28 protein-coding genes are annotated in these 25,365 nt (G+C 46.3%); 1 reads left to right on the forward strand and 27 read right to left on the reverse strand.

Annotation, left to right across the window (positions count from 1 at the left end; all coding sequences use genetic code 11):
• Positions 1–16: 16 nt before the first annotated feature.
• The 15 genes from MHI38_RS05065 to MHI38_RS05135 form a co-directional block, all read right to left on the reverse strand.
• Complete coding sequence (locus tag MHI38_RS05065; RefSeq protein ID WP_341181017.1) at positions 17–1,324, reverse strand: amidohydrolase; 1,308 nt, start codon at positions 1,322–1,324, stop codon at positions 17–19.
• Positions 1,308–1,964, reverse strand: coding sequence for a redox-sensing transcriptional repressor Rex (locus MHI38_RS05070; protein WP_154890600.1), 657 nt, complete (start codon positions 1,962–1,964; stop codon positions 1,308–1,310). The genes MHI38_RS05065 and MHI38_RS05070 overlap by 17 nt, the downstream gene beginning before the upstream one ends.
• Positions 1,965–2,182: 218 nt before the next feature.
• Positions 2,183–5,044, reverse strand: coding sequence for an ATP-dependent DNA helicase DinG (dinG, locus tag MHI38_RS05075; protein WP_341181018.1), 2,862 nt, complete (start codon positions 5,042–5,044; stop codon positions 2,183–2,185).
• A gap of 200 nt (positions 5,045–5,244) precedes the next feature.
• Positions 5,245–5,940, reverse strand: a complete 696-nt coding sequence (locus MHI38_RS05080; RefSeq protein ID WP_341181019.1) for a hypothetical protein — start codon at positions 5,938–5,940, stop codon at positions 5,245–5,247.
• Between the two features lie 41 nt (positions 5,941–5,981).
• Positions 5,982–6,365 carry an aspartate 1-decarboxylase gene (gene panD / locus MHI38_RS05085; RefSeq protein ID WP_090917154.1) on the reverse strand — a complete coding sequence of 128 codons (384 nt, stop codon included), beginning with the start codon at positions 6,363–6,365 and terminating at the stop codon, positions 5,982–5,984.
• Entirely contained in the window at positions 6,358–7,260 is a 903-nt protein-coding gene (gene panC, locus MHI38_RS05090) for a pantoate--beta-alanine ligase (protein WP_090917156.1), read from the reverse strand. Before panC ends, panD begins: the two co-directional genes overlap by 8 nt.
• Entirely contained in the window at positions 7,260–8,132 is an 873-nt protein-coding gene (gene panB, locus MHI38_RS05095) for a 3-methyl-2-oxobutanoate hydroxymethyltransferase (protein ID WP_154890603.1), read from the reverse strand. The genes panC and panB overlap by 1 nt, the downstream gene beginning before the upstream one ends.
• 353 nt (positions 8,133–8,485) lie before the next feature.
• Complete coding sequence (locus MHI38_RS05100; protein WP_154890604.1) at positions 8,486–9,463, reverse strand: biotin--[acetyl-CoA-carboxylase] ligase; 978 nt, start codon at positions 9,461–9,463, stop codon at positions 8,486–8,488.
• A complete protein-coding gene (locus tag MHI38_RS05105) occupies positions 9,450–10,748 on the reverse strand; it encodes a CCA tRNA nucleotidyltransferase (protein ID WP_308723386.1) in 1,299 nt (432 codons plus the stop codon). The genes MHI38_RS05100 and MHI38_RS05105 overlap by 14 nt, the downstream gene beginning before the upstream one ends.
• A 41-nt stretch (positions 10,749–10,789) precedes the next feature.
• Entirely contained in the window at positions 10,790–11,950 is a 1,161-nt protein-coding gene (bshA, locus tag MHI38_RS05110; protein WP_090917164.1) for an N-acetyl-alpha-D-glucosaminyl L-malate synthase BshA, read from the reverse strand.
• Between the two features lie 339 nt (positions 11,951–12,289).
• On the reverse strand, positions 12,290–12,979 hold the full coding sequence (gene bshB1 / locus MHI38_RS05115) for a bacillithiol biosynthesis deacetylase BshB1 (protein WP_090917166.1): 690 nt from the start codon (positions 12,977–12,979) through the stop codon (positions 12,290–12,292).
• Complete coding sequence (mgsA, locus tag MHI38_RS05120; protein ID WP_090917168.1) at positions 12,976–13,416, reverse strand: methylglyoxal synthase; 441 nt, start codon at positions 13,414–13,416, stop codon at positions 12,976–12,978. The genes bshB1 and mgsA overlap by 4 nt, the downstream gene beginning before the upstream one ends.
• Before the next feature lie 18 nt (positions 13,417–13,434).
• The gene (gene dapB / locus MHI38_RS05125) at positions 13,435–14,238 is read right to left on the reverse strand and encodes a 4-hydroxy-tetrahydrodipicolinate reductase (protein WP_090917170.1); all 804 of its coding nucleotides are present in this window, start codon (positions 14,236–14,238) and stop codon (positions 13,435–13,437) included.
• 100 nt (positions 14,239–14,338) lie between these two features.
• Entirely contained in the window at positions 14,339–14,863 is a 525-nt protein-coding gene (locus tag MHI38_RS05130; RefSeq protein ID WP_154890606.1) for a tetratricopeptide repeat protein, read from the reverse strand.
• A gap of 50 nt (positions 14,864–14,913) precedes the next feature.
• Positions 14,914–15,243: a nucleotide pyrophosphohydrolase gene (locus MHI38_RS05135; RefSeq protein WP_090917174.1), complete on the reverse strand. Its 330-nt coding sequence runs from the start codon at positions 15,241–15,243 to the stop codon at positions 14,914–14,916.
• A gap of 195 nt (positions 15,244–15,438) precedes the next feature.
• Between MHI38_RS05135 and MHI38_RS05140 the strand changes: the two genes are divergently transcribed.
• Complete coding sequence (locus tag MHI38_RS05140; RefSeq protein WP_253493399.1) at positions 15,439–16,308, forward strand: YitT family protein; 870 nt, start codon at positions 15,439–15,441, stop codon at positions 16,306–16,308.
• A gap of 142 nt (positions 16,309–16,450) precedes the next feature.
• On the opposite strand, the gene MHI38_RS05145 is transcribed toward MHI38_RS05140, so the two are convergent.
• From MHI38_RS05145 to MHI38_RS05200, 12 genes are all read right to left on the reverse strand, one after another.
• Entirely contained in the window at positions 16,451–17,320 is an 870-nt protein-coding gene (locus MHI38_RS05145) for a sporulation protein YpjB (protein WP_308723387.1), read from the reverse strand.
• Between the two features lie 66 nt (positions 17,321–17,386).
• A complete protein-coding gene (locus tag MHI38_RS05150) occupies positions 17,387–18,013 on the reverse strand; it encodes a DUF1405 domain-containing protein (RefSeq protein WP_154890609.1) in 627 nt (208 codons plus the stop codon).
• A 128-nt stretch (positions 18,014–18,141) separates the two neighbouring features.
• Positions 18,142–19,029 carry a menaquinol-cytochrome c reductase cytochrome b/c subunit gene (locus MHI38_RS05155; protein WP_154890610.1) on the reverse strand — a complete coding sequence of 296 codons (888 nt, stop codon included), beginning with the start codon at positions 19,027–19,029 and terminating at the stop codon, positions 18,142–18,144.
• A 22-nt stretch (positions 19,030–19,051) separates the two neighbouring features.
• Complete coding sequence (gene qcrB, locus MHI38_RS05160; protein WP_017687726.1) at positions 19,052–19,723, reverse strand: menaquinol-cytochrome c reductase cytochrome b subunit; 672 nt, start codon at positions 19,721–19,723, stop codon at positions 19,052–19,054.
• A gap of 15 nt (positions 19,724–19,738) precedes the next feature.
• Positions 19,739–20,281: a QcrA and Rieske domain-containing protein gene (locus tag MHI38_RS05165; protein WP_090917182.1), complete on the reverse strand. Its 543-nt coding sequence runs from the start codon at positions 20,279–20,281 to the stop codon at positions 19,739–19,741.
• A 193-nt stretch (positions 20,282–20,474) separates the two neighbouring features.
• A complete protein-coding gene (locus tag MHI38_RS05170; RefSeq protein WP_253493393.1) occupies positions 20,475–20,882 on the reverse strand; it encodes a DUF2487 family protein in 408 nt (135 codons plus the stop codon).
• 189 nt (positions 20,883–21,071) lie between these two features.
• Positions 21,072–21,251, reverse strand: a complete 180-nt coding sequence (locus MHI38_RS05175) for an IDEAL domain-containing protein (protein WP_090917186.1) — start codon at positions 21,249–21,251, stop codon at positions 21,072–21,074.
• A 23-nt stretch (positions 21,252–21,274) separates the two neighbouring features.
• Entirely contained in the window at positions 21,275–21,781 is a 507-nt protein-coding gene (locus MHI38_RS05180) for a gamma carbonic anhydrase family protein (RefSeq protein WP_090917188.1), read from the reverse strand.
• A gap of 44 nt (positions 21,782–21,825) precedes the next feature.
• Positions 21,826–22,944 carry a hypothetical protein gene (locus MHI38_RS05185; protein WP_341181020.1) on the reverse strand — a complete coding sequence of 373 codons (1,119 nt, stop codon included), beginning with the start codon at positions 22,942–22,944 and terminating at the stop codon, positions 21,826–21,828.
• 234 nt (positions 22,945–23,178) lie between these two features.
• A complete protein-coding gene (locus MHI38_RS05190) occupies positions 23,179–23,781 on the reverse strand; it encodes a histidine phosphatase family protein (RefSeq protein WP_090917335.1) in 603 nt (200 codons plus the stop codon).
• A 44-nt stretch (positions 23,782–23,825) separates the two neighbouring features.
• Entirely contained in the window at positions 23,826–24,461 is a 636-nt protein-coding gene (locus tag MHI38_RS05195) for an anti-sigma factor family protein (RefSeq protein WP_090917192.1), read from the reverse strand.
• Positions 24,458–25,051, reverse strand: coding sequence for an RNA polymerase sigma factor (locus MHI38_RS05200; protein ID WP_090917194.1), 594 nt, complete (start codon positions 25,049–25,051; stop codon positions 24,458–24,460). The genes MHI38_RS05195 and MHI38_RS05200 overlap by 4 nt, the downstream gene beginning before the upstream one ends.
• Positions 25,052–25,365: the final 314 nt, after the last annotated feature.

Raw genomic sequence — 25,365 nt, forward strand, 5'->3', positions numbered from 1 at the left:
GCATTGAAGTTGCCTCTTAACGCGCAAGCAATTGATCAAAAGCCAACTGGGATTCCCGCAAAATGCGCTCTTCATCCAGTGTTAAACATTCACCATGTTTTACGACTTGTTTGCCATCTACCCATACATGTTCCACATCTTTCGCCGAAGCCGAGTAAATTGCATGTGAAATCAAATCCGTGTGTGGATAGAAGTGAGCCTGTTCAATGTTGAGTGCAATAAAATCAGCCTTTTTACCGACTTTCAAAGCTCCAGTATCGTTCAGGAAGATGGACTTCGCACCGTAAGCTGTTCCAAGAAGCAACGCTTCCCCGGCAGGTACGGCGGTAGGATCACCGGATACTCCTTTATGAATTAAAGCTGCAAGTCTCATTTCCTCAAACATATCGAGATTGTTGTTGCTTGCCGGTCCGTCTGTTCCCAAAGATACAGTAACTCCTGCTTTCAACAAAGCGGGAACACGAGCTACACCCGATGCAAGCTTCAAATTACTACCCGGATTATGCGATACAGCGACATCATGACGTGCCAAGATTTCGATCTCTTCATCGTTGAGATGCACAGCATGCGCTACGAGTGAAGGACGTGAGAAAAAGCCATGCTTCTCCAAATGTGCCACTGGACGCATGCCATAATCTGATACATTCTGCTCCACTTCACGAAGCGTCTCTGACATGTGCGTATGGAGAGGCAGGTTTAGATCATGCGCAACTTGAACAAGCTTCTCTATGTAATCTGGAGGGCATGTGTAAGGCGCGTGCGGAGAGATTACGGTTGTGATGCGTCCATCCGCCTGTCCATTCCATTCACGAGCAAATGCTGCGGACTCTTCCAGCTTTCTCATCTGCTCTTCTTCCGAACACAGTCCAATGACACCCCGAGCCAGCGCAGCTCTAGCTCCTGACTGTTCAACCACTTTTGCTACCTGATCCATGTGGTCATACATGTCCAGGAAAGCTGTTGTTCCGCCTTTTAACATCTCAAGCACCGAAAGGGATGCTCCCCAATACACGTCCTCAGAAGTCATTTTGGCTTCCATTGGCCACATTTTTTCTTGTAACCACACTTGTAATGCCAGGTCATCACCATGACCTCGAAGCAGAGACATTGCCGCATGACCATGCGTATTGATCAGACCCGGCAGGAAGAGCAGTCCTTTTCCATCCACTTTAGGCAGGTTCTCGTCACCATCCGGCAGCGTCTCACCAATATGCACAATCTTGTTATTTTCAACGACCATATACCCTTGAATCACAGTCCAATTGGCACCTTCATTTACAGCAAATTTACCATTTTGGATTACCCATTTATTCGTTGTTGTCATCAAGCTCATCTTCCTTCCCGTTCTCCAAATAATAAGCCAAACTGAGCAAATCCGTTGTAAAGTCTGCATGATGAATCCGCACATGTGAAGGCGTTTTTAGAATCGTTGGCGCAAAATTCAGAATCGCCTCAATGCCCGATTGAATCAGTTGATCGGCAACATTCTGAGCTTCCGTGTCCGGCACCGTGATGATCCCGATACGAATGTTATCTTTCTGAACCGCTTCTGTAAGTTCTTCCATAGGTTTGACCGTCAGGCTATTAATTTTACTGCCAATCTTAGGCCCAAACGCATCAAAAATAGCGACAATTTTCATATTGTCCTTCAAATAAGCATTATAATTCGATAAGGCATGTCCGAGATTACCGGCCCCTACCAGAGCCACATTAATTTGCTGATCAATTTTCAAAATGTGACGAATCTTCTCGATCAGGTAAGACACATCATACCCGATTCCTTTACGACCAAAATCACCGAAATAAGCTAAATCTTTACGGATTTGAGCTGGATTCAAATCCAGTCGCTGTCCTAGCTCCTGCGAGGAAACCGTTGTCACCTCACGCTGAACCAACTCGTTTAAATAACGCAAATATACAGGCAGACGCCGTACTACCGCTTCTGATATTTTATCCGATTTCATCCTTGCTCCCCCTTACCATCGCCACGATTAAATAAATATTGAAAAGATGAGCATTCTGTATACATGCAATATCCATGCATGATGTCCTCATACAGAATGCCCGAATTATTAGGAATATAAGTTCATTAAAGCGCTGCCCTGTTCGAACTTTGTGAAGTCTTCTTCAAAGTTTAACGCCATGGTGAAGTCCAATGCAATGTTATAGCTTTACATCGTAATTATTTTTGAGTTTCTGCAGGTCGATCTAACCATTCAGCAATACGGGGAACCATCTGTTCTGTCAGCATATGCTCCATCTTTGGTCCCGGTAGCGAATACAGGAAGTACTTGCCGTAATAAGCTTCAATTACACGCGTATCATACACAATGACGATTCCGCGATCTTTGCCTGTCCGAACAAGCCTGCCGAACCCCTGCTTGAAGCGAATGACGGCCTGCGGCACAGAAAGCTTCATAAATGGATTTTTCTTCTGCTCTTGCAACAGTTCACTCTTCGCTTCCAGAAGCGGATGGTTAGGCGGCTGGAAAGGCAGTCTCACAATCGCAAGACAGGTCAGCGCTTCACCCGGAATATCCACGCCCTCCCAGAAGCTACTCGTACCCAGCAGGACTGCTGCTTTGGCATCTTGGAAGCGTCGGGTCAACTTCGAACGATTCCCGCTGTCAACACCTTGCCCCAGTAGCGAGATGTCATTCCCGGACAAAGCCTCTTTCAGTGGTTCATAGACTTGTCGAAGCATTTTATAAGAGGTAAACAGCACCATCATACGTCCTTGAGTTGCAATCGCCGTCTCAGCAAGAGAGTGCACCAGCATCTGTACAAAGTGCGCGTCCCCTACGCTCCCCTTCAGACTCGGGAAATCCCGCGGGATTACTAACAAAGCTTGTTCCCGATAATTGAATGGGGAAGGTAGCACCGAGGTCAGAAGCCGATTATTGTCGGCAGCTTCCTGCAAACCCAGTTGCTCAATCATGAACTGGAATGACTTATCCACCGACAGCGTAGCCGATGTAAGAACAACGCTTTTCTTTTTATCGAAAAACATCTCTTTCAATTGTGCGCTCACATCCACCGGAACAGCGTATAGCTGGAGTGACTTGCTACGGAACTGTCCGCTGGCCTCCATCCAGTACACGGTCTTGGCATCATCCATACGCATGAAGAATCTTAAATTCTCCTTCATCGTCGTCAGATCTTTCAAGAGCCCGGTGATATCAGTGATCAGACTGTCGGACTGATAATCATCCTGATCTTCTTTTACTTCGAGCAACAGTTTGTCACCCTTACGAACCAAATCACCCAATGTCACATAGATCTGGTTCTCCAAATCCTGCAACTCCTGCCACTTGGCAGGCTTCTGAGACGCTTTAAGCCGCAGCGAGAACTGTCCGGTCTCCCCTGGAGAAGCATCACTCCGTTCAGGCAAAAGACCAAACAGAGCATCGCTCAGACGATCCCACATTTCCTTCACTTCCACGGCGAGAGGAAACATCTGATCCACCATTGAACCCCACTGTACACCGTTCTCGTGCCCTGACAACTGAGAGCGAAGCATGGGAAGCTGACCATTACGACTATCTTTGAACAAACGGGTCAGTGTGTGTACGAGCGTAAAATACTTCATGTGAAGCCCCAAATGTTTACCCGCTACATCTTCAAGATGGTGCGCTTCATCAATGACCAGACTTTCATAAGCTGGCAACAGCTGATGAGCAGCCTTCACGTCTGTAAACAGTTTGGAGTGATTGGTAATCACAATATCAGAAAGTCCCGCCTCATGTTTCGCACGATGATAGAAGCACTTGCGGAACCACGGACAGGATCTACCGAGACAAGACTCGGACTCGCTCTGCACCGTTTCCCAGAAATCTCCTCCGCGTGCACTGAGGTTCAATTCTTCATCGTCACCCGTTTCGGTTTGTGTGAGCCACACAATCATCTGTGCTGCCGTGAAGTAGTCCTCTTTCGGCGTAGCAAATTCACGTTTGTTGATTTTGTGCTCGAATTTGCGTAGACAGAGATAATGGCCTCTCCCCTTGAACACGGAAGCTTTGAACGGAAAAGGAACTACCTGCGTCAGCATCGGAATATCCCGTTCGCGCAGTTGTTCTTGCAAGTTAATGGTGTGAGTGCTTACCATCACCTTCTGTTCTTGTTTTACACTTTCATAAATAGCAGGTAACAAATATCCCAGGGATTTCCCTGTTCCCGTTCCGGCTTCCAGCAAAAGATGTTTCTCTTCATCCAGTGCCTGCCGTACGCTGCCAAACATCTGTGTCTGTGCTTCACGCTCTTCATAATGATCCAGTGTCTCTTTGAGGTTGGCGCGCACCTGATCCATAAACTGATCAAAGGTCACACCGTCCAGCGGATTCGCTTCTCTTTCATCCCGAGGAGCTCCAATTTCCGTCCAGTCACTAACGTTAAGCGCCAGCTGACGGTAATAGGTATGCCCATCCAGGTCCTGAATCGGTTCTGCTTCCTTCTCTGCACGTAGTCCGTCGAAAAACCATCCCAGATCACTGTCTTCTGGTGCAAACAGGTCGCTAAGCCGCTGTATTGTAATTAACGGCAGCTCTCTAAGTTCATCGAGACATTTGAGCAAAACATGAGCTGTTGCCAGTGCATCACTGTCAGCCTGATGGGGCCGGTCATGTTCAAATCCAAATTCGGCTGATACATAACCAAGCTGGTATGAACCCAGCGAAGGAAAAGTTATTTTCAAGAAATCAATCGTATCTAGAATACGACCTGTAAACGGTAAATATCCACATCGATCAAGTGCATTCTGTAAAAAATGAAAATCGAATGCTACGTTATGGCCCACCAGAACCACATCGTCAAGAAGCGGTACCATCTCCATCATCATCTCTTCAAGAGATGGAGCATCCGCGACATCTTCTTCTGTAATTCCGGTCAACCCAGTGATGAATGGCGGAATTGGAACACCCGGATTTACATAAGAACTATATATTTGAGTTATGCTGAAGTCATGGTCTATGATGGCAAGTCCGGCCTGTATGATCTCACCGTCGGACTGCGTGCCGGTTGTTTCGAAATCCAAAACGGCAAATTTCATTGCAATATACGATCCCTTCCATTCCAGTCTATGTTACAGCATAGCAAAAAAAAGGACATTTGAAAATTAACTGACAAAAAAGCGGTGTTTCCGCCGCTATGTCAAAGGAGGAAACACCGTTCTTTTGTTGCCACATGTCTTTTTCAATTCAGGGCAATTTGGGCATGTCTTGAAACAGACTGAAGTGCAAGTGCAGATTTTCAGACACACCCTAGCTGGTTTGCGTATTGCAGTTTACCTCTGTTCAGCCTGCAAACTTCCATGTTGTACAGAGGTTCGGTCAACGTCGGGTCATACTGAAGGGCCTGTGCGAACAGGGAGCATGCTGCTTCTGGATTGGAGAGCTTCGCTTGGATACAGCCCAGAGCATTACATACAAGGCCTTTGAGTCTTGCTGATCCCTTAAGTAGCATAATTTGCTGTAAATGGGTTTCAGACTCATAAATCTGCTCCAGACTTAAGTGTGCGAGTGCCAGATAAAAACGGGCTAAGGCACTATCCGGGTAATCGTTCACAACCGGTAAGAATTGATCAATAGCCTGCGGATACATTTGTAGCTTAAAATATCCTTGGCCGCGGCTGAAGCATTCAAGATGAAGTTCAGGCAAAGCTGTCACTGCTTCCTGCTCCGGCTCAAGTGAAGCCGGTTTGTCCAGCTCCCTTTCCCGAATCTGACTCATCTTTTCTTCAAACATTAGCCATTCATCCAGCATCCCGTCACTCATTCGTTTGAGCAAATTCCATTTTTGTTGCAGCTCCTGTTTGTTCAGACCTTCAGCGGAAGGATAGCTCTTGATAATTTCATCTAACATGTCGTTCATTTCGGCGAAAACATGCTGGAACATCGATGCATCCCCACCCTTGGAAAATGAATTAGTGCAGTGACCTGTACTCATTTTTTGCTGGATGGGCCGATTTCATTCCCCTTCCCAGTCGATTACAAGATCGTGGCGTGAACTTCTTTCTTCATCGTCTGAACCGGTTTGTTCTGACTGTCCACAAACACCACAGTAGGTTTATGCGTATTCGCTTCTTCCTGTGACATCATGGCATAAGAAATGATAATGACTGTATCTCCAGGCTGTACAAGACGAGCGGCAGCACCGTTCAGACAGATGACGCCACTGCCGCGAGGTCCTGGAATTACATAAGTCTCCAGCCTTGCTCCGTTGTTATTGTTCACAATTTGCACTTTTTCATTTTCCATTAAATCCGAAGTTTCCATAAGGTCTTCATCAATGGTAATGCTACCCACATAGTTCAAGTTGGCTTCCGTTACCGTAGCACGGTGAATCTTGGATTTCATTAGAGTTCTAAACATGGGACAGCACCTCCATTTTTTGAATACGTATATTATCAATCAATCTTGTTTTCCCAAATTTCACGGCTAGTGCAATTAGCAGATCATCATATGCATTCAATTCCTCTTGGTCTGCAAGAGGCTCCAGACTTGGAAAAGCCTGAATCTCGGCATAATCAATGACAGCATGCGCAGATTTGCCAATATGTTCATGAAGCAGACGACGAATGTCTTTCGCTGTAACGGCTGTTCCAATCTCCACCGACTCCTGTGCGGCTCGCAGTGCCTGAGACAAGACCAAAGCTTCCTGACGTAGCTCTGCGCTCAAATAGACATTACGGGAGCTGAGCGCCAAACCGTCCTGCTCACGAACGATAGGACAAGGGATAATGTCCACTGGCATATTCAGATCATGTACCATTTGCTCAATAACGGCCACCTGCTGTGCATCCTTCATCCCAAAAAAGGCTTTCTGCGGTTGCACGATGTTAAACAGCTTCGATACTACGGTAGTCACTCCGTTAAAATGTCCTGGCCGGGATGCGCCACATAAGCGCTCTGTAATCCCGGATACTGCAATCGTCGTTTGCGTCGGCTGGGGATACATCTCTTCCACCGAGGGAATAAATACGATATCTACCCCTTCAGCACGAGCCGTTTCAAGATCGCGCTGTTCATCCCGCGGATAACTTTCAAAGTCTTCATTCGGGCCAAACTGTATCGGATTAACAAAGATGCTTAGAACAACGATGTGGCTCTGTTCTCTCGCTGCTTTCATCAGACTGGCATGGCCTTGATGAAGGTATCCCATGGTGGGCACCAGTCCAACGATCGTTTCTTCGGAATGGATCGCTTGCTTTTTTCGCATCAAGCTTAGTTCCCGTCTTAACTCTGTGATCGTGCGTATGACTTTCATCAGCGAATTTCCACCTTTTCTTTACGTTGTCCATACAATCCATCCAGCACGCCATCCGCTGCACTGAAAACATGCTCTTCGGCCGGGAAGGAGCGATCTTTCACTTCTTTTACATACGTTTCAATACTGCTGCGAATCACACTTCCTACATCACCATAGGTTTTGACAAATCGTTTAGGCGTGTATGGTGAAGCATATTGAACCACATCATGAAAAACGAGCACTTGACCGTCACATCCCCGCCCTGCACCAATGCCAATGGTCGGGATCGACAATTCCTTCGAGATTGCCTCGGCCACTTCTTCCGTCACGAGCTCGAGCACGATGCCGAAAGCCCCTGCGGCTTCAAGCGCTTTGGCTTCATCCATCAGACGTCTGGCATCTGCTGCATCCTTGCCCTGAATCCGGTAACCACCGATCTGATTCACCGATTGTGGTGTCAATCCAATATGTCCGAGCACAGGCACACCTGCTTGCACAACAGCCTTGACTGTCTCTGCAATCTCAATGCCGCCTTCCATTTTGACCGCATGAGCATGACCTTCCTGCATCAACCGGCGAACACCTCTCAATGTTTCATCAACGCTACCGTGATACGTCATAAAAGGCATATCTGTAACGATAAACGTGTGTTCCGCTCCACGCACAACCGACCGAGTGTGGTAGACCATATCATCAATCGTGACTGGCAAAGTTGAGTTATAACCAAGGACAACATTACCTAGAGAGTCGCCCACTAAAATCATGTCAATGCCGGCTTCTTCGGCGAGCAGAGCAGTTGGATAGTCATAAGCTGTAATCATGCTAAGCGGGATGCCGTCTTGCTTGTATTTTTTCATCTTCACAATGTTTAATGCTTGTTTGTTTGCCATTTGTCTTGTACCCCTCTCACCTTTTCAATTAAACGCAACAAAAAAACCTTTTAGTTTTCCACTAAAAAGTCCCGAAAAGTCAAAAAAGAGTCACTTGCGATCGTCCCTTCTGTCTCGGTCCTCTTCGGCTCAGAGCAGAATCCAACAACACATTTGTTCTTATTCCATTTTTTCCTTGCTATTGCTGTCCTACTTGTCTACGTAAAACGCATCAAGCAGAACTAAGGTTAATGCTCATCGGAGTGCAGCTCGGTCTTTACAGCCCGATACCGCCTCACGAAAACAGTATACCAAAGTTCTGCTCAAAGTTCACGTCTTATGTTCGAGATCATTCAAGAGTTTTCGACAAAATATTAGCTTTTCCAAGTCACTTCGCCAGATATGATCAGTTCGCGTACCCCATCCTGCTTCTCAACTACCAGTGCTCCCGAAGAGTCCAGCCCTACAGCTGTTCCCTCAATCACACCGTGAGGATTGGTAACAGTCACCTTTCGATTTAACGAAACGGACAACGCTTCCCATAGTGAAGATATAACTCCAAATCCCTCTTTTTGATATAAAAAATAAAGATGTTCCATTTCCGTTAAAATAGCGGCTGCCAGCCCCGTCCGATCAATAGCTTGCCCTGTTTCAATCTGAATCGAGGTGGCAATCTGTTGCAAGTCTTCCGGATAATCCTGAGAATCGAAATTTACATCTACGCCAATGCCCGCAATGCAATATCGAACCTGATGATCTTCCACCGCAGATTCAAGTAAAATGCCACATATCTTACGGTCATTAATCAACAAGTCATTCGGCCATTTGATGCCAGCCTCTGCACCAGTATAAGCTCGAATCGCTCGACATACAGCTACACCAGTCATAAGGGTAAGCTGGGGCGTATGTTGCAACGGTAATTCGGGGCGTAGCAGCACGCTCATCCAGATCCCTTTTCCAGGAGGGGAGAACCACTTGCGGCCGAAACGCCCCCTGCCGCCAGTCTGTTCTTCAGCGAAAACCACCGCCCCCTCACTCTCGCCCTCTTCTGCCAGCTTAAGAACATCAGCCTGTGTAGATGACGTTGAGGACAGCATGATCGCTTTACGGCCAAATGTCGTCGTCTTCAGAGCAAGTTGGAGAGCTGTCTCATCAATGCTTTCGGGTCTCGTGACCAGACGGTACCCTTTACGGGAAACGGCTTCAAACTCATAACCCATCTCCCGTAATTTATTGACATGTTTCCATACGGCGGTTCGGCTGATGGACAGATGCCGGCTAATCTCCTCGCCCGACACAAACTGTCCGTCAGCATGAAGTAACATATGTAATAAGTCCTCATGCTTGGTCATTCGCAGCCACCCGTTTCACTTCAGCACTTAGTGTTTCATACTGATTCTTTATATTTCCAATCGCCGTTTCCCTGAGCAGATGTTTCATGAGTTGTCCGAGCCAAGGTCCACCTTTGCGCTCCACTAATTGCAACACCTGTTCACCGGTGATTTCGAGTTCTTTTATTGCGTGGACTGGCATGGATCGGCTCCAGTCTGCCGCGAGAGTTTGAACTTTAACGAGTCGATCATGTGTCTGTTCAGAACCTTCACGCCACTGTTTCGGCAATTGCTCTTGCAAGAGCAGCCAGTCGTTAGCCGCCTGAGCACCACAATGGAGTACGGACACAATCCAGTTTTCCCGCAGCCCTTGATCATCTTCGCAATGCTCCACAAAATCAGTCACCAGTTGCTCCATCTGAAGCACACCCGTAATTCGAACACGTTGTTCATTGGAAAATGTCCACAGCCGCAATAACTTGTCTGCTTCTCCCCGGTTGTATCCACCAGCCAGCAACACACATGACCATCGGAGCAACACATGTTCTCCTGCCAAATGTTGCAAGCCAGTTAACAAATCTTTATTGAACCTGGAAGAATCCACTGGTGCTTTGACATACTCTAGCGCTCTGCTGCGAAATAACAATTCCAATCCCTTGAGCGGATGAGGACCTGCCATCATTTTTACCATCTCGGTACGAACCCGTTCCATCGCAATATGCCGGAGCAGTTCGCGTTGATCAACGAGTCCCTTCCAAGTATTGTACGCAATCCTGAAATTAAAGACGGAAGCGAACCGAACGCAGCGCAACATACGCAGAGCATCCTCACCAAAACGCTCAACCGCCAGGCCTACACAACGCACAAGCTCTTGTTTAATATCAACTTGTCCGCCAAAAGGATCCACTATAGCTCCCTTCACGTCCATTGCAAGAGCATTCATGGTGAAATCACGCCGCTCTAAATCTTCCTTGATATCCTGAACAAACTGCACTGCTGCAGGCCTGCGATTATCCTGATATTCCGACTCTGTCCGAAAGGTCGTCACTTCAAAGTAATAACCGCCAGAGCGGACCGTCACAGTTCCATGCTGTAATCCCGTAGGAATACAATCATCAAAGAGAGCCATAACTTGCTCGGGAGAAGCAGAGGTCGTAATGTCCATGTCGTCCACGGCACGCCCCAATATTTCATCCCGAACACAGCCGCCAACCCAATAAGCCTCGAAGCCATGTTCATTTAATCGAGTAAGGACATTCTCACTTTGTTTTGCCATTTCATCATCTGCTTGTGTCCATTGAACCACCACATATCACCTCTTCTCTTGCCAGTTGTGGTTTCCCACACTTAACCGCAAACGGGATTGAGACTGGGGATTTCTCTTCCAAGCACACGATAATATATCTTTTCATATTCCTGCCGAATGGAGTCATTGCAGAAATCATGATGTGCACGATGAAGGCAAGCCTCCCTGATATCGGCAGCCAAACGCTCATTCGTTAGAAGACGAATCGCATTCTCAGCCATAGATTGGGTATCCCCGATCGGAGAGAGGAATCCTGTCTTCCCATGCAGTACTAGTTCCGGAATACCGCCAGCCTGCGAACCAATCGTAGGCACACCACATGCCATCGCTTCAAGTGCTACCAGACCAAAGCTCTCTTTCTCGGATGGAAGCATTAAAATGTCGGCCATTGATATCACCTGAGCCACATCATCCTGTCTGCCCAGGAAATGAACCTTTTCACTCAAGCCCAGTTCTTTAATTTTACACTGAATTTTGGGCAAGTCTGGGCCTTCACCCACAAACAACAACTTCGCGGGAACCTGCTCCTGAACTTGACGGAATACTTCCACTACGTCTTGTGTTCGCTTGACTGGACGAAAGTTCGAGATGTGCATCAGTATTTTTTCATGAGGGGCAGCATAATCACGTCGCAGACTCGCTGCATCTCTTGGATAATAAACACGTTTATCAATAAAATTATAGGTCAGGTCAATCGGACGCTGAATATCCAGTAGTTCAACCGTCTCCCGAATCAAATCCTGAGAAACAGCTGTTACCGCATCACTTTCATTGATCGCAAGACGGATCAGATCTTTCAACGATTCATCCTGAGCAAGTACCGTAATATCCGTCCCATGCAGGGTTGTAACCACTTTCAGATTGTCTCCGACCATCTGTTTGGCTAGAAATGCACATACCGCATGCGGTACAGCATAATGCACATGTAGCAAGTCTAGCTGTTGAGCCTTTGCCACCTGAGCCATCTTGGTTGCTAAAGACAGGTCATACGGAGGATACCGAAACACGTAATAATCGTTAACCTCTACTTCATGATAAAAGATATTCTTCTGAAACTTTCCTAATCTGAACGGAATGCTGTTCGCAATAAAATGAACCTGATGTCCCTGTTCGGCCAGCAATTTGCCGAGTTCCGTTGCGACAACCCCGGATCCTCCGAGGGACGGATAACAGGTGATTCCGATTTTTAGCTTTTGATCCATCGGGTTGGACGCTCCTTTGATCTCCCGCATATTGCAGGTTGATATCATGCAACGGAAATTAATTGATGTCATGATTTGTTTATGGTCTGTTTATATAACTAGACCTATTATAATTCACACGTCCACTCCGATGACAGAATTACCTGCCAATCGCTGTTATCCCCAGATTTTTTGGATTCCCTTTTACTAAAAGGGGAAAATCCGGTGATAAGCCTATGCTTACAAAGTAGATCTCTTTCAGGAAGCTTTTAGGCGAGCGCTTCGCTTTTTCAGGTATTTTCTGTCCTCTCCGTTCAAGTGTGAATATATGGTTCTATCTATATACAGAGGTAGCGCCGTTTAGACGCCAAACTGTTTCACTACATAAGGCGTTATCGTTGCAAATCCTTCTGCAAACGGGATTAAGCTACGTTGTCCAAGTAAGGAATCACGTGCCCTCACTCGTTCGATATAACCTTGATTCAGCGGTGTAGATACGATACCTGCACCCTGCTCGAACTGAGATCGATAACAGCGAAGCGAGGCTTCCTTTTGTTCATAGTGTTCCGTAATATCCACAATCAAATCCGTAGGACCGATATCGTTGATAAAGTAAAAATAAGTTTCCTTCACTTGTACAGCTGGCATGTCCGGCATATAATTTCGAAGCTTCGCGTTAAATACCGCTTCTTGCACGAGTTTGCTACACATAATATGATCGGGATGCCGATCCTCCCAGTAAGGTGCAAAAACAATTCGAGGTGCATGTCTGCGAATCTCAGCGGTAACCGCTTCTACATGTTCTGGTGTAACATACAGCCCCCGGTCAGGTAATTCGAGATTTGTTCGACACGAAAGACCGAGGACGCGTGAGGCTTGCTCCGCTTCCTCGGTTCTGCGCTCCACGGTGCCATTGGAGGACATCTCGGCACGAGTCAGGTCACATACGCCTACCTTTAACCCGGCAGCCGTATGTTTCGCAATCGTTCCAGCCATGCCAATCTCGGCATCGTCCGCATGTGCACCGAAGATAAGAATATCTAGACTCATTGAGAGTCACCCGTATTCAATCCAGCGTCCGGCTTGTACTTATGTACGAGTTCCCTCCAAGCAAAATCACCACGGTCAAGAGCTTTAACAAGGATCTCGGCTGTTGCAATATTGGTAGCCAGTGGAATGCCCTGAACATCGCACAGGCGAAGCAGTGCATTAATGTCCGGCTCATGGGGCTGTGCCATTAATGGATCACGAAGGAAAATGATCAGATCCATCTCGTTTTGTGCAACCAACGCTCCGATCTGTTGGTCTCCCCCAAGCGGCCCTGATTCAAAACGATGAATCTGCAGGGATGTACCTTCCATAATACGAAGACCTGTCGTACCTGTTGAATATAATTGATGGTCTGTAAACACAGGCTCATAGGCCGTAACGAAGTTTACCATTTCTTCTTTTTTACGATCGTGGGCAATAAATGCGATTTTCAACATGACAATCTTCAATCTCCTTTAGTCGATAAAGTGGTCAAAGCCGTAAACGAGTCCTGTATATTCCATCACCTTTTGTACACCGATCTTGACTCCCGGCATATAACCAGCACGCTCATATGAATCATGACGAATTTTCAGCGACTGTCCGTAATCGCCAAATACAACTTCCTGCTGTGCGAATACACCTGGCAAACGCACGCTGTGAATGCGGAATCCGTTATAATATCCACCACGTGCACCCTCAATCGTTTCTTCTTCGTTCGGATTGCCTTGACGAATTTCTTCACGATTGGCTGCAATCAATTCAGCTGTTTTGATCGCTGTTCCTGATGGTGCATCCAGCTTCTGATCGCCATGGTATTCAATGATCTCTACGTTAGGCATATGTTTGGCTGCCTGTGCTGCAAAACGCATCATAAGAATGGCTCCAATCGAGAAGTTAGGCGCGATCAGTCCGCCAATACCTTTCTCCTGGCATTGCTTGTCCAACTGTTCAATCTGCTCCGGCGTAAAGCCGGTAACACCCATGACGGGTCTTACGCCATGGCGGATAGCAATCTCTGTATGAGCAAAAGCAAATTGAGGCACTGTAAAGTCAACCATGACCTGTGGTTTGGTTTCAGCAAAAGCCATCTCGATATCATCGGTTACCAATACGCCACACTCTGGCAGTCCTACCAGCGTTCCTGCATCCGTGCCTGCTCCGGAGCGATTGACAGCGGCAGCAAGTTCCAAATCCGGGTCTTGCAGTACCAGTTTCACAACTTCACGACCCATTCGTCCAGCCGCTCCGATCACGGCAACTCTTATCACTTCACTCATCTTGGCTGCATCTCCTTCACTATGTTAGTTCATCTAGTCGTGTTAACCCATGCATCTCATCCAGTCTGTATTTATTATAACACTCGACTGTGAATATCAATTACTGCATCGATTTCAACCGTTGCTTCGTTTGTTGTAACATCTGATACAACTGCCCGTTCTGCGGATCAAGCACAATTGCATCCTGTAACACCTGAAGGGCACTTTCGTATTCGTTCAGATCGCTGTGAGCAAGAGCCAGCATCACATGTGCCTCCACAGACAGTGGATCCAGCCTAATCGCTTCTTTAAGAAGTTGGGAAGCCTCGACATATGGCTTGCTTGATTCTGTTCCAGCCTGCTCAAGCAGTAATTTGGCTCTAACTGTAAGTTGCTTCGCTTCAAGTGTCTGCAGATGAAGCACATATTCTTCGGCACCTTCGGATAGTTCCACCGCCTTGCGGGCATATTCAAGTGCAGGAAGCAAATGTTTGCTTCGGGCGTGCGTTATGGAACAGCGATAATATAACTCGGCATGCTCCGGGTGAGCATGAATAGCCGCTTCGAACCAGCGAATGGCTTGCTCAAAATCATTTTGCAATATACAGCGGTAAGCCTGCTGCATATAATCTTCCGGTTTCATCATCAAGCTGACCCTCCCCGTGCGGGTGATGGTACAGCATATGTAATCTACGCCTAATCGGTGTTTTTTGGAGTCCACCGATTTGCGTCGCGGGTATTAAATTTATGCATAACTTTGTCATGCGCTTCAGCCAGATCAATACCGAGCGAGTTTGCAAAGCAGATAGTGATAAATAAAATATCACCAAGCTCAAGTTCAATTGAATTGGCAGCTTCGGAAGCTTTCTTCGGTTTCTCTCCGAACTCGTGATTCACTTCACGGGCAAGCTCTCCAACCTCTTCAGACATCCGGGCCAGCATGGCCAGAGGACTGAAATATCCCTCTTTGAATTGAGAAATATAGAGGTCAACCTCACGCTGCATTTCTGCCATACTTTTCTCCATGAGAGCAGGTTCTCCTTCTATTCTGATGTCGTGTTTGTTCCTAATAATATCAGTTATTGATGTTTACTTCCACCATCCTACGGTACAAATCATGATTAATGTCCGGCATAATCATTTTTAAAGACTATAGAAACAGGTATACTAAGATGGGAATGATGACTTCCTCATTCTAATTCAAGTACAGAGAGGGATCTTATGAGCACTACCAAAACGTGGATTCAACTAAAACTTGTACTCCCAATACTGTTGGGTACAGCTTTATACGCCTTTGGGCTTCTTTATTTTATTATCCCCAATCAGTTGATGGAGGGCGGACTTACCGGGGTTACCGTGCTGATTAACTATGCCTTCGGGGTTTCCCCGTCCCTTACCACTCTTATTTTAAATGTTCCGTTATTTCTGATTGGGCTTAAAGTGCTCGGTAGCAGACAGATGATTTATACCGGAGTCGGGATTGGGGCGTTGACCTTATTTCTGTGGCTGTTTGAGAAAATGATTCATCAAGGCTGGATTGAACCGTTACATACCGAGAATGATCTTCTCTTGGCCGCATTATATGCAGGGGTTACCTTGGGAGCCGGGCTTGGCATCGTGTTCCGCTGGGGCGGTACGACAGGTGGTTCCGACATTATCGCGCGTATCCTGAATCGAAAATATGGGTGGAGTATGGGACGAGTGCTGTTAGGTATCGACTTTGTGATCATTGGCCTTTCCCTCATTTACATTCCCAAGGAAAAAATTCTGTATACACTCGTCGCTGTGTTTATTGCATCGAAGGTTATCGATTTCATTCAGGAAGGTGCCTATTCAGCCCGTGCATTTATGATCATCAGCGATTATGCTCCCGAGATTGCCGATCAAATCACCAAAGATATGGATCGCGGCGTTACGCTCATTCCAGCCATCGGCGCTTACTCGAAACAAGCAAAGCATATGGCCTACTGTGTTATTTCCAGGCAAGAATTTCGCAGGTTACAAACGATTGTACGTTCCATTGATCCCAGGGCATTTGTCATTATCAGTGATGTACACGATGTGCATGGGGAAGGTTTTAAAGAAAGCTGAGACTTTATTTTTACGATAGTAAATATGCAAAAAAAGAAACCTCTTCCCACAGCAAGACGTCAGTCTATCGGCTGTCTTTGTGGTAAGAGGTTTTCGTTGTTCATTTTATGATACATCTATCATGATAAATAGGGAAAAATGACTAGCGGCGATATGTAAAAATATCCTGTTGCTCGGCACGATACTTACGGTACCCCGCATAACTCAGCGTAGCAACAATGACAGAACTAATTATTAGCCCTGCTGCCCGGCGGTCTGGCCCTTGTACATAGGGCACAAAGGCACTCTCATCCTTTTCACGTCCAAACAGTTGATTGACTAACTCCTCTCCATGTTCGGTCATGCTACGGAGCTGTGATCGATCAGACTGCTTTGCATGTGTCAGTCCTTTGAGATGGGATAACCAAGCATCCATTTGAGCGATCTGATACGGCTCAAGCCGAATGATCGCCGCTGGACGGATCGTTTCATAGTGCTCTTCAAGAACACTAAAGCGATTAGTCAGAATCGTTGCACTGTTGTTCTGATTAGCTGCCAGTGATAACGCATCGAGATCATTCTTCACAATTTTATAATATTGGAGCCAGAGCGGTTTAGCCGGATTGGCCAGACTGTCCGTAGCAAGTCTGAGTTTGGCTGAAGCTTGCTGAAGCAAATGTCTATCCCCTTTGAATTTAGCTGTAGCCTCCTTGACTTCTACCACCGTTTCGGACAACGCATGAATTCCCTCAACAGAGGTTTGACCCTCAAACGAGACATGCGCCAGACTATTCCCGATACGAGTAACGCTGGCACGTACTTCCTCCATGTTATTTTCAAGCACCTTGCGATATAGTACAGTAGCCTCTTCATTCAATTGTGCAATGGTATAAGTTGAGGAAACTTCCTGATTCACATTTGGTTTGAATTCACCACTTTGCGCGGATACCCTGTACGAAGCATTGGTCCAAAGCAGCAGAGCCATGAGTGATACCGTCAACCATCCCGCTAGACTCCTGAATGTTCTCTTCATGGACATCCCTCCCATCATCAATGTATGGCGAGGGATGGCTGGTTAGAACAAGCTAAGCTGGTATACTCAGGCTCTTTTGGCCTGCTTTAACGCAAGCCAAGCCGCAAGAATGCTCGCGATGGTCAACGTGACTGTAAAATTACGAACAGCCTGTACATGTTGGTACAGCGTTGCAGGCAACCACGGGTAAATATCGTATGTATAATCCATCGTATCATTCAACAATGTCCAGAGACCTGCCACAATCAATGACAACCAGCGGAAGCCGAAGAAGCGTACATATATCAGTGCTTCAATTGCCATGGCACTATGGGAAGCGATCAGCATCCAGTCCTGCCAGTGCTGTGCTCCTCCTTGAGACCAGCCAGCAAAAATGATAGATACAGCCCATACGCCATATTTAACAGAGGTAACTACAGCGAGTGCCTGGATAATATGTCCAATTCGTTGCAGGACTGCCGACTTTACAGGATACAGTACCCACAACAGCGCTAATGTAAAAAACAAGCTTGCTGTTGGGCTATCTGGCACAAATACGATCTGCCATACTGGCTGGTGGGCAAGAGTCCATTTCATTTGTTCACCATACCAGATATACCCGTAAACCGTACCAAGCGCATTACACCAGAACAAAAGCCACAGGAAATACCGATTGGTTAAAAACTCCCTGCTCCAAAAAAACGATAAAGCCACGACCACTGCACCTTCTTCCTTCACTCATTCTTGACACTTCATCTCGATTACCGAATTTCAGATATTATCAAAATAGACTTCAAAAAAACCTGACCGCATAACGATCAGGTTTTTTCATTAATTCGATTTTACTGTTCTGCCTTCTGTTTCGCAAGCCATTCGGCTAGATGAGTGATTTCGTCATCGGTAACACCCTGGGCTATAGCTTGGTCATACATTGGAGGCATTCCATTGTAGCCCTCTTTAATAATCGTCACAATCTCTTCTTGACTGTGCTTGTCACCGACGCCACGAAGAGAAGGTGCGTTGCCTTGGCCTTTCATATCGGTTGCGTGACAGCCAATACATCCAGCCTTTTTGTACGTTTCCATCGCAGAATCGTCCTTGTCAACAATCGCGACTTCCTCCTGCTGCTGTCCCGGTGCATTAGAAGTAGGCAAGCCCTGTTCATGTTTCTCCAGAGCCTCTTCCTCCCGCTGAATATGCTCCGGCTTCTGTCCTGACGCTTCAAGCTCGTGCTTGTAGTGTGTCCACGCTACGTTTGTCAGATAGAATACCGAGATAACGGACAGTAACATTAAAGCTGAGGCAATTGGACGTTTGTAGAAACGACGCTCTTTCCCCGTATCCAGGAAAGGAGCCAGCAGCAGAGCTCCGAATGCGACACCGCTGACACCCAGTACACCCAGCAGGACATAATCTCCAGATGCATAAGGATATTTCAAATACTGATACAGGAAAAGAAAGTACCAGTCTGGCATCGGGATAACCGATGCACTTGGATTAGCCGGATAACCGAGAGGTGCAGGTTCCGAGATGGTCAACACGAGAATGCCGACCAGAACAACAACCCCGACCATCCACTCTTTGAGCAAGAAGTTAGGAATAAATGCTTCCGATTTGCCGGGATATGCCGTGTAATCAGGTGGAGTAATGAACCCCGACCCTTTGCGGACGCGTGAATCACCGACAAAGATAACTTTTTCCTCATCATTGCCCTTGTGCCCGTGAGCCATTACGTTTCCTCCCTTCTTTGGTTTATAGTGGTCCCGAAATGCCCTGTCTGCGGATCATGATAAAGTGTCCGACCAGAAGCACCAGAAGCACCGCAGGGAGGAAGAAGACGTGCAATGCGAAGAATCGTGTCAATGTCTGTGCACCAACGATGGTTCCTCCTTGCAGGAATTCTTTGATAATTGGTCCAAGCCAAGGTACGGTGTTGGCAATCTCCAGCGTTACTTTTGTTGCAAAATACGCTTTGTTATCCCAAGGCAACAAATATCCTGTCAGACCGAGACCGAGCATGACGAAGAAAATCAACATGCCGACAACCCAGTTCATTTCACGCGGAGCCTTGTATGAGCCTGTAAAGAATACACGCATCGTATGTAGGAACATCATGACGATAACCAAACTGGCCCCCCAATGGTGCATACCGCGTACAATCTGACCAAAAGCTACTTTCGTCTGCAAATACTCAACACTTGCATACGCGTTAATAATATCTGGAACGTAGTACATCGTCAGGAACATACCTGACAGAATCTGAATAACTGTAATAAAGAACGTTAATCCGCCAAAACAGTATACGAATGCGGAAAAGTGATGCGCCGGGTTTACATGCTCTGGCACTTCATGATCCGCAACGTCCCGCCATATTGGCGTGATGTCAAGACGCTCGTCAATCCAGTCATAGACATTTTTAAACATCTGCGTTCACGCCTCCTATTTCACTCGGGTGTTCGGAACAATCTCGCCCAGATAAACCCAGCCTTGTTCCTCCTTAACCACATATTCATCCAATGGTTTCGGGGCTACGGCAAGATTCTTCCCTTCCTTGTCATAGTGCGCGCCGTGACATGGGCAATGGTACTCATTCGGGTAGTTTTTGTCACTGTTCCATCCCACTGTACATCCCAAATGCTTACAGATGGGTGAAAGCGCATAAATTTTCCCTTGCTCGTCCTTGCGAATCCAGGCCACCAACGAAGCATTACTCAAATACCAGCCATCCTGTTGTTTCAGTTCGAACGTAAATTCTTGAGGTTCATTTGTAATTTTGCTGATCTCAGCCACTTTGACAGAGGTTCCTTCTCCCTTGTGTTGCAAAATCGGGTCCACCGCAAAACGGACCATAGGAAGAATTGCACCGGCGGCCATGTAGGCTGTAGCTCCACCAAGCGTATACGTCAAAAACTGCCTGCGCGACATTTCCAATTTGCTTGGCGGTTTCATCGAGGCTTCGTGCTGGTCATGCTCACTGCTCATACTGTCTCCAACCCCCTTTTTCAGCCAACTCTCTCAATCGTTTTCATTATCATAAATTCCACGACTTACTAGAACATACATAATCATATAGTAGCCCTAGAACACCGTCAAGAATTTGTCACACATTTTTAAGGTTCAATTGTAAGCGTTGTTAAAAAACTGTTGGAAATTTGTCACATTTGTCATCAAGATGTCACCTTTTCCATAGGTCTCGAATGCATTCCCCGACATGTCGGGCAATTGTCCCTTCTTCGAGTTGCCCTGCTAGATCCTTTTGACTCAAAAGTAAATCCGCGGCTGGAATGTCCATCTCCACAAATGATCCATCTGCTGACATAATTACCACATACTTAAATCCAGAAGCTTTGAGTTCAGTCGACAAAGTATTTAATGTCATTGACATTTGCGAACTTGCGTAATGATAGGCTGGGTACGTCATAATTCTCCCTTTAAAAGGAATCTCCACCGTATCTAGAAAATCTCTCAGCCGTTCCAGCGCTTCAGTCGCTTCAACCGGTGACTGTTTGCCGCTCATAGCCGTGAACGGAACAAGGCAGGTATCCAGATAGAGTTGCAGTTCAGCCCAGCTGTCTTGATTCATCTCACTGAATTTCAATTCCCTATATCCCCTTCCTATCCATTTTATTCCCATATTATATATGAGCATATGTTATAAAGCCAGATATTCATTCAATTTTTAGGTTTATATAAAAAAATATTAAAAAAAGGAATGCGCGGTTGCGCATTCCTTTTTATCCACTATTCATTTAAATGGTTCTATATTGATCCGTTAATTGATCGTCCTCAGTTCATCCGTCAGACTCCGGAAAGCTACTTCGTCTCCGGTAGCTAACGCTTTGTCGATTTCCAAATAAAGCTTTTCACTCTTCTGTTTGCGAAGCGCCTCGTCCCAAACCATCTCAGCCGCCAGCCCCAACATGACTTCATACGTAACTTTCATTTTATCCAATAGGATGCACCTCCAAAACGGATTTAAGAGCTCCTATATTCTCTTCCTTTGATTACATAACCCAGTGAAGTTCTTGACATCCGCTGCAGATCAGCTTCAGTCAATTCACGAATCACTTTGGCAGGTGTCCCCAAAGCGAGAGTATAGGGCGGAATTTTACTATTTTCAGTTACTACAGAACCGGCTCCAATCAGTGAGTACTCACCGATTTCGCCACCATTGAGTACAATGGCTCCCATACCGATCAATGCCCCTGTTCCGATGGTACAACCATGAATGATTGCAGCATGTCCTACGGAGACATCATCTCCCAGAATAAGAGGTTGGTCGGTGTTTACATGTCCTACAGCATTATCTTGAATATTGCATCGCTTTCCAATAATAATAGGTGCCAAATCGGCCCGCAGAACTGCATTAAACCAAACGGTAGAATCTTCGTCCATTTGCAGATCACCTATTAATTTTGAACCCTCCGCCATATATATGGAAGGGTGTAGCACTGGTTTTATACCTTTGTATGGAATTATCATTCGTATCACTCCTTAATTTGGGAGTGATTGTAGCAACTTGTCCTTCACTTGTCAAACACAATAGGTGCAACATCAGCAGAGATGGAGCGGCAAGATGATGCGAGCTTTAATCCCCAAGCCGTCATCTGCACAACTCTTCCTTGTTCATGCTCACCTGCACGAATCAAGCCTAGATGCATCATCATTTTAATGATCCGCTTATCATAGATATCTTCAGCGGTGTCATAGTAAAACGGCTGGATAAACGGGCCAATTTGCTGAAAAAGAGATTCCCTTGTAGACCAATTCTCGGCACATTCGCCTGTCCAGTACACAATCGAGGACAGATTTGGAACAGCACCTTTATAAAGTCTTAACCAAAACCGAAACAGCTGTATCATTTCGGCTGTTTTCTCGGCCCCCAGTTTCTCTTCACCAGACCCTGTCAGCCTAAGACACCCCTGCTCTTCACGAATCAATCGGTGATGAAACGCATAATCATACACCAATGCGAATCGATCCGGATAATCCTTGAACGAACGACCATATCCGAAGCGCCAACCGGCTTTGCCTACCAGTTCCTCAGAGATGTGCAGATGCTCCATAAGTTGCTGCTGTGAGCGTCGATACATCATGCCTTCGGCATTCACAGCGATCTCATGTCGTTGCACAAATTTCAGGAACAACTTCAGATCTTCTGCCATCAGATGATATTCTTCTCGATACATGGCCGGTTCTGTTGTTTTGTCTATACCTGCTCGTAAATGGGTAGATAATACATCTCTGAACCTCAGTTTCAAGTCTTTAGGCACTTGATAGAGATATCTGGTCTGTTGTGTAGTCCCATTGAACAGCCAGCCGCTTTTGGTAAAGCGAACAATGAGATCACGCGGACTCGAGCCTGCCTCACTCTCCTTTTTGTCCATCGATTGACGGGCTATGGCGATGAGCTCCTCCATACCATAAAATTGGCGGGGGTCAAATAACAGGTTGTTCAGAAACCGTTGATCGGCCTGGTTCAATTGACGTATCTGTTGCTCAAAGAAAGGTTTACTACCCAATGTTGTGAGGATGCTCTGGATGAGTTCATGTTTGGAATTAGGCTTGCATTCACATTGATAGTAGTCTGCTATTCGATTAAGCTGGCCAATATCAGCAAAAGTCAGCATATCTGCTAGATTCATGGATCCATCGCCTCACCCGTTCACTGCTTTAGGTTGCTGATCTGGCCTTCAACAGTGTGGTTTTGTAAACATGGTTGACGGATTCTCCACAATCTAAACCTCTTCTTGCCATTTTTTTTGTTTTATCTCATCTTATGCCTCAAAACAATCAATCAGAAGAGAAACAGTAGAGTTTATCCGCAGTCCTGTTTAATCTCTTAAATGTAGATGGTATAAAAAAACAACCTGAGCTTATCACTCAGATTGTTTGGCGGTATCCATAGACAGATGTTGTGTGCAATTATATAAGAGTGGAGTCCAGTCATCTTCATGTTCTTTCTCCAGAATGGTCAGCGACAGATTGCCAATGCGTTCGGTGTATTTATCCTGATATAACGCCGTTAACAGGTTAGCAAGAAAAGCACCATGCGTTACAATCAGTACATTTTCTTTCGAGTGAGCAGACCATAAATCGTCCAAAAAAGCCAGCGCACGTACTTGAATATCCTCGATGTGCTCTTGTCCCAGATCAAGTGTATCCCAGGATTTCCCCCAACGCGCAACCCGTTCATCCGAAGTAAGGCCCTCAACCTGACCAAATGCTCGTTCTTTCAATCGTGCGTCCGGTTCAAGCATAGGTACATCCAGCATCCGTGAAAGAATCTTTCCCGTTTCCTGTGCCCTTGATAAACCACTCGTCACAATAAAATCCCACTGGTAGTCCTCAGACTGCAGACGTCTACCAAGGCATTCTGCCTGCTTACGTCCTTCCTCATTCAAAGGAATATCCGTCTGCCCCTGTATGCGGCCAGCCGCATTCCAATCTGTCAGACCATGACGAACAAGTCCGATCCGCACATTCATCCCTCATTTCTCCACACAGCAAACGCCAGGTTGGAAACCTACGCACCCACACCTTGTTTACGTTTAGTTGTTGATCGATGCATACGTCCAAGTGAAAACAAAGCCATTCCTATGGCAAGCAGAGACAATGCCATCCAGTATTGAGGATACGCAGGCCCCATACTCACAACAAAAGGTTCAATGATACTCCCTTTATTCGCTCCAGGGATGTCATACTTATATAATCCCGAAGATGAAGATGTACTTCCAGCAACCCCAGTCTCAAGGATGCCTGTTGTAATTACATTGGACTTCTCAGCTTCTGAAACCTCTGGCTTGAACATCGCCATGTACAGAAAGCTGCATAAAAAAATAGCCAGGAACGCCGCAATCCACAAAGACATATGTTTACGGATTGCCGCAGAGAATCGATTAACCTTTGCCTCTTCTGGTAATAGCCATGGAGACTCCGCGTAAATCCGGTCCATTACGTTTCGGTTGACCCTCTCTGCCTGTTGCTCTGTCACTGGAACCGGGATGCTGTGCAGCAACATCTGGGCTTCCTCCCAGACTTCAAACTGCTCCGAACAATCTTCACAACCAGCGAGATGTGCTTGAAAAGCAATTCGCTGAGGATGAGATTCCGGTAAGTCCCAGACCAATGCAAACAGTTCCTGGGCTTCATTGCAATTCATCGGTTCTTCATCCCTTCATATGGCTCGTACATCGGCTCGAAGAAATAAGGCTCCAACTGTGTTTTTACGCTTGATCTTGCCCTGAATAAAAGCGATTTAACAGAACTAACGCTCTGCCCCAAAATACCTGCAATTTCCTGATAGTCGAGCTGATCATACTCACGGAGTATAATCGCAGAACGTTGCTTCTCTGGTAGATTGTTAATCGCATCTCTAACCAGCATAACCCGCTCGCTACGCAGTACAGCATGCTCAGGAGCGTTCTCCATAGGAGCAACAGGAACTACGCCGCTCTCTTCAAGCGGAACATTCCCACTACGCTGTTTACGAAGCTCACTCAATACCGTATTTCTAGCGATGGTATACAGCCAGGTGGAGAATGAAGCATCCACCTCACGGAAAGAGTGTAAACTGCGGAACGCCTTGTAGAATGTCTCAGAACAGAGATCTTCCGCAAGCAGCTCCATATTGGAACTTTTCAACATATGATATACGAAAGCCAGTATTTTACGCTGATAACGACTCATCAGCTCGGAATATAACTCAACGTTACCTTCCTTGATCTCTCGAATCAACTGGGAATCCGTCATTTGAGTGCGACCCCTCCTCGCCCATCCATGTGCTTCTCCCCGTTCGACTCTATCCATGTATTACCGAACAGGCGTAAAAAAGTTGCGGTTCAACCGCATAAAAAAAGCGTCCAGCACCGTTTTCGGCCCTTCCGCCAAATTCCCCTATGTAATGGCAATTTCCCCAACGTTTCTACATAACAGTAACATTGTACAACGGTCTGCATCATCCTGGCAAATCCATTGCTATCCACTTTTGTCCGACTTAACATTTATATGCCATTAATTTCGTTGTCATGACTTCCTAATACAGCATTTTGGAAAGCCTTGCATAT

Origin of the sequence: Paenibacillus sp. FSL K6-1558 (assembly GCF_038002565.1) — a bacterium.
GTDB lineage: Bacteria > Bacillota > Bacilli > Paenibacillales > Paenibacillaceae > Paenibacillus > Paenibacillus polysaccharolyticus.

Excerpts from the sequence above, each read along its gene's own strand:
- MHI38_RS05065 (WP_341181017.1), bottom strand. The coding sequence starts at position 1,324 with ATGACAACAACGAATAAATGGGTAATCCAAAATGGTAAATTTGCTGTA.
- MHI38_RS05070 (WP_154890600.1), bottom strand. The coding sequence starts at position 1,964 with ATGAAATCGGATAAAATATCAGAAGCGGTAGTACGGCGTCTGCCTGTA.
- dinG (WP_341181018.1), bottom strand. The coding sequence starts at position 5,044 with ATGAAATTTGCCGTTTTGGATTTCGAAACAACCGGCACGCAGTCCGAC.
- MHI38_RS05080 (WP_341181019.1), bottom strand. The coding sequence starts at position 5,940 with ATGAGTACAGGTCACTGCACTAATTCATTTTCCAAGGGTGGGGATGCA.
- panD (WP_090917154.1), bottom strand. The coding sequence starts at position 6,365 with ATGTTTAGAACTCTAATGAAATCCAAGATTCACCGTGCTACGGTAACG.
- panC (WP_090917156.1), bottom strand. The coding sequence starts at position 7,260 with ATGAAAGTCATACGCACGATCACAGAGTTAAGACGGGAACTAAGCTTG.
- panB (WP_154890603.1), bottom strand. The coding sequence starts at position 8,132 with ATGGCAAACAAACAAGCATTAAACATTGTGAAGATGAAAAAATACAAG.
- MHI38_RS05100 (WP_154890604.1), bottom strand. The coding sequence starts at position 9,463 with ATGACCAAGCATGAGGACTTATTACATATGTTACTTCATGCTGACGGA.
- bshA (WP_090917164.1), bottom strand. The coding sequence starts at position 11,950 with ATGGATCAAAAGCTAAAAATCGGAATCACCTGTTATCCGTCCCTCGGA.
- bshB1 (WP_090917166.1), bottom strand. The coding sequence starts at position 12,979 with ATGAGTCTAGATATTCTTATCTTCGGTGCACATGCGGACGATGCCGAG.
- mgsA (WP_090917168.1), bottom strand. The coding sequence starts at position 13,416 with ATGTTGAAAATCGCATTTATTGCCCACGATCGTAAAAAAGAAGAAATG.
- dapB (WP_090917170.1), bottom strand. The coding sequence starts at position 14,238 with ATGAGTGAAGTGATAAGAGTTGCCGTGATCGGAGCGGCTGGACGAATG.
- MHI38_RS05130 (WP_154890606.1), bottom strand. The coding sequence starts at position 14,863 with ATGATGAAACCGGAAGATTATATGCAGCAGGCTTACCGCTGTATATTG.
- MHI38_RS05135 (WP_090917174.1), bottom strand. The coding sequence starts at position 15,243 with ATGGAGAAAAGTATGGCAGAAATGCAGCGTGAGGTTGACCTCTATATT.
- MHI38_RS05140 (WP_253493399.1), top strand. The coding sequence starts at position 15,439 with ATGAGCACTACCAAAACGTGGATTCAACTAAAACTTGTACTCCCAATA.
- MHI38_RS05145 (WP_308723387.1), bottom strand. The coding sequence starts at position 17,320 with ATGAAGAGAACATTCAGGAGTCTAGCGGGATGGTTGACGGTATCACTC.
- MHI38_RS05155 (WP_154890610.1), bottom strand. The coding sequence starts at position 19,029 with ATGGCTCACGGGCACAAGGGCAATGATGAGGAAAAAGTTATCTTTGTC.
- qcrB (WP_017687726.1), bottom strand. The coding sequence starts at position 19,723 with ATGTTTAAAAATGTCTATGACTGGATTGACGAGCGTCTTGACATCACG.
- MHI38_RS05165 (WP_090917182.1), bottom strand. The coding sequence starts at position 20,281 with ATGAGCAGTGAGCATGACCAGCACGAAGCCTCGATGAAACCGCCAAGC.
- MHI38_RS05170 (WP_253493393.1), bottom strand. The coding sequence starts at position 20,882 with ATGAATCAAGACAGCTGGGCTGAACTGCAACTCTATCTGGATACCTGC.
- MHI38_RS05180 (WP_090917188.1), bottom strand. The coding sequence starts at position 21,781 with ATGATAATTCCATACAAAGGTATAAAACCAGTGCTACACCCTTCCATA.
- MHI38_RS05185 (WP_341181020.1), bottom strand. The coding sequence starts at position 22,944 with ATGAATCTAGCAGATATGCTGACTTTTGCTGATATTGGCCAGCTTAAT.
- MHI38_RS05195 (WP_090917192.1), bottom strand. The coding sequence starts at position 24,461 with ATGAATTGCAATGAAGCCCAGGAACTGTTTGCATTGGTCTGGGACTTA.
- MHI38_RS05200 (WP_090917194.1), bottom strand. The coding sequence starts at position 25,051 with ATGACGGATTCCCAGTTGATTCGAGAGATCAAGGAAGGTAACGTTGAG.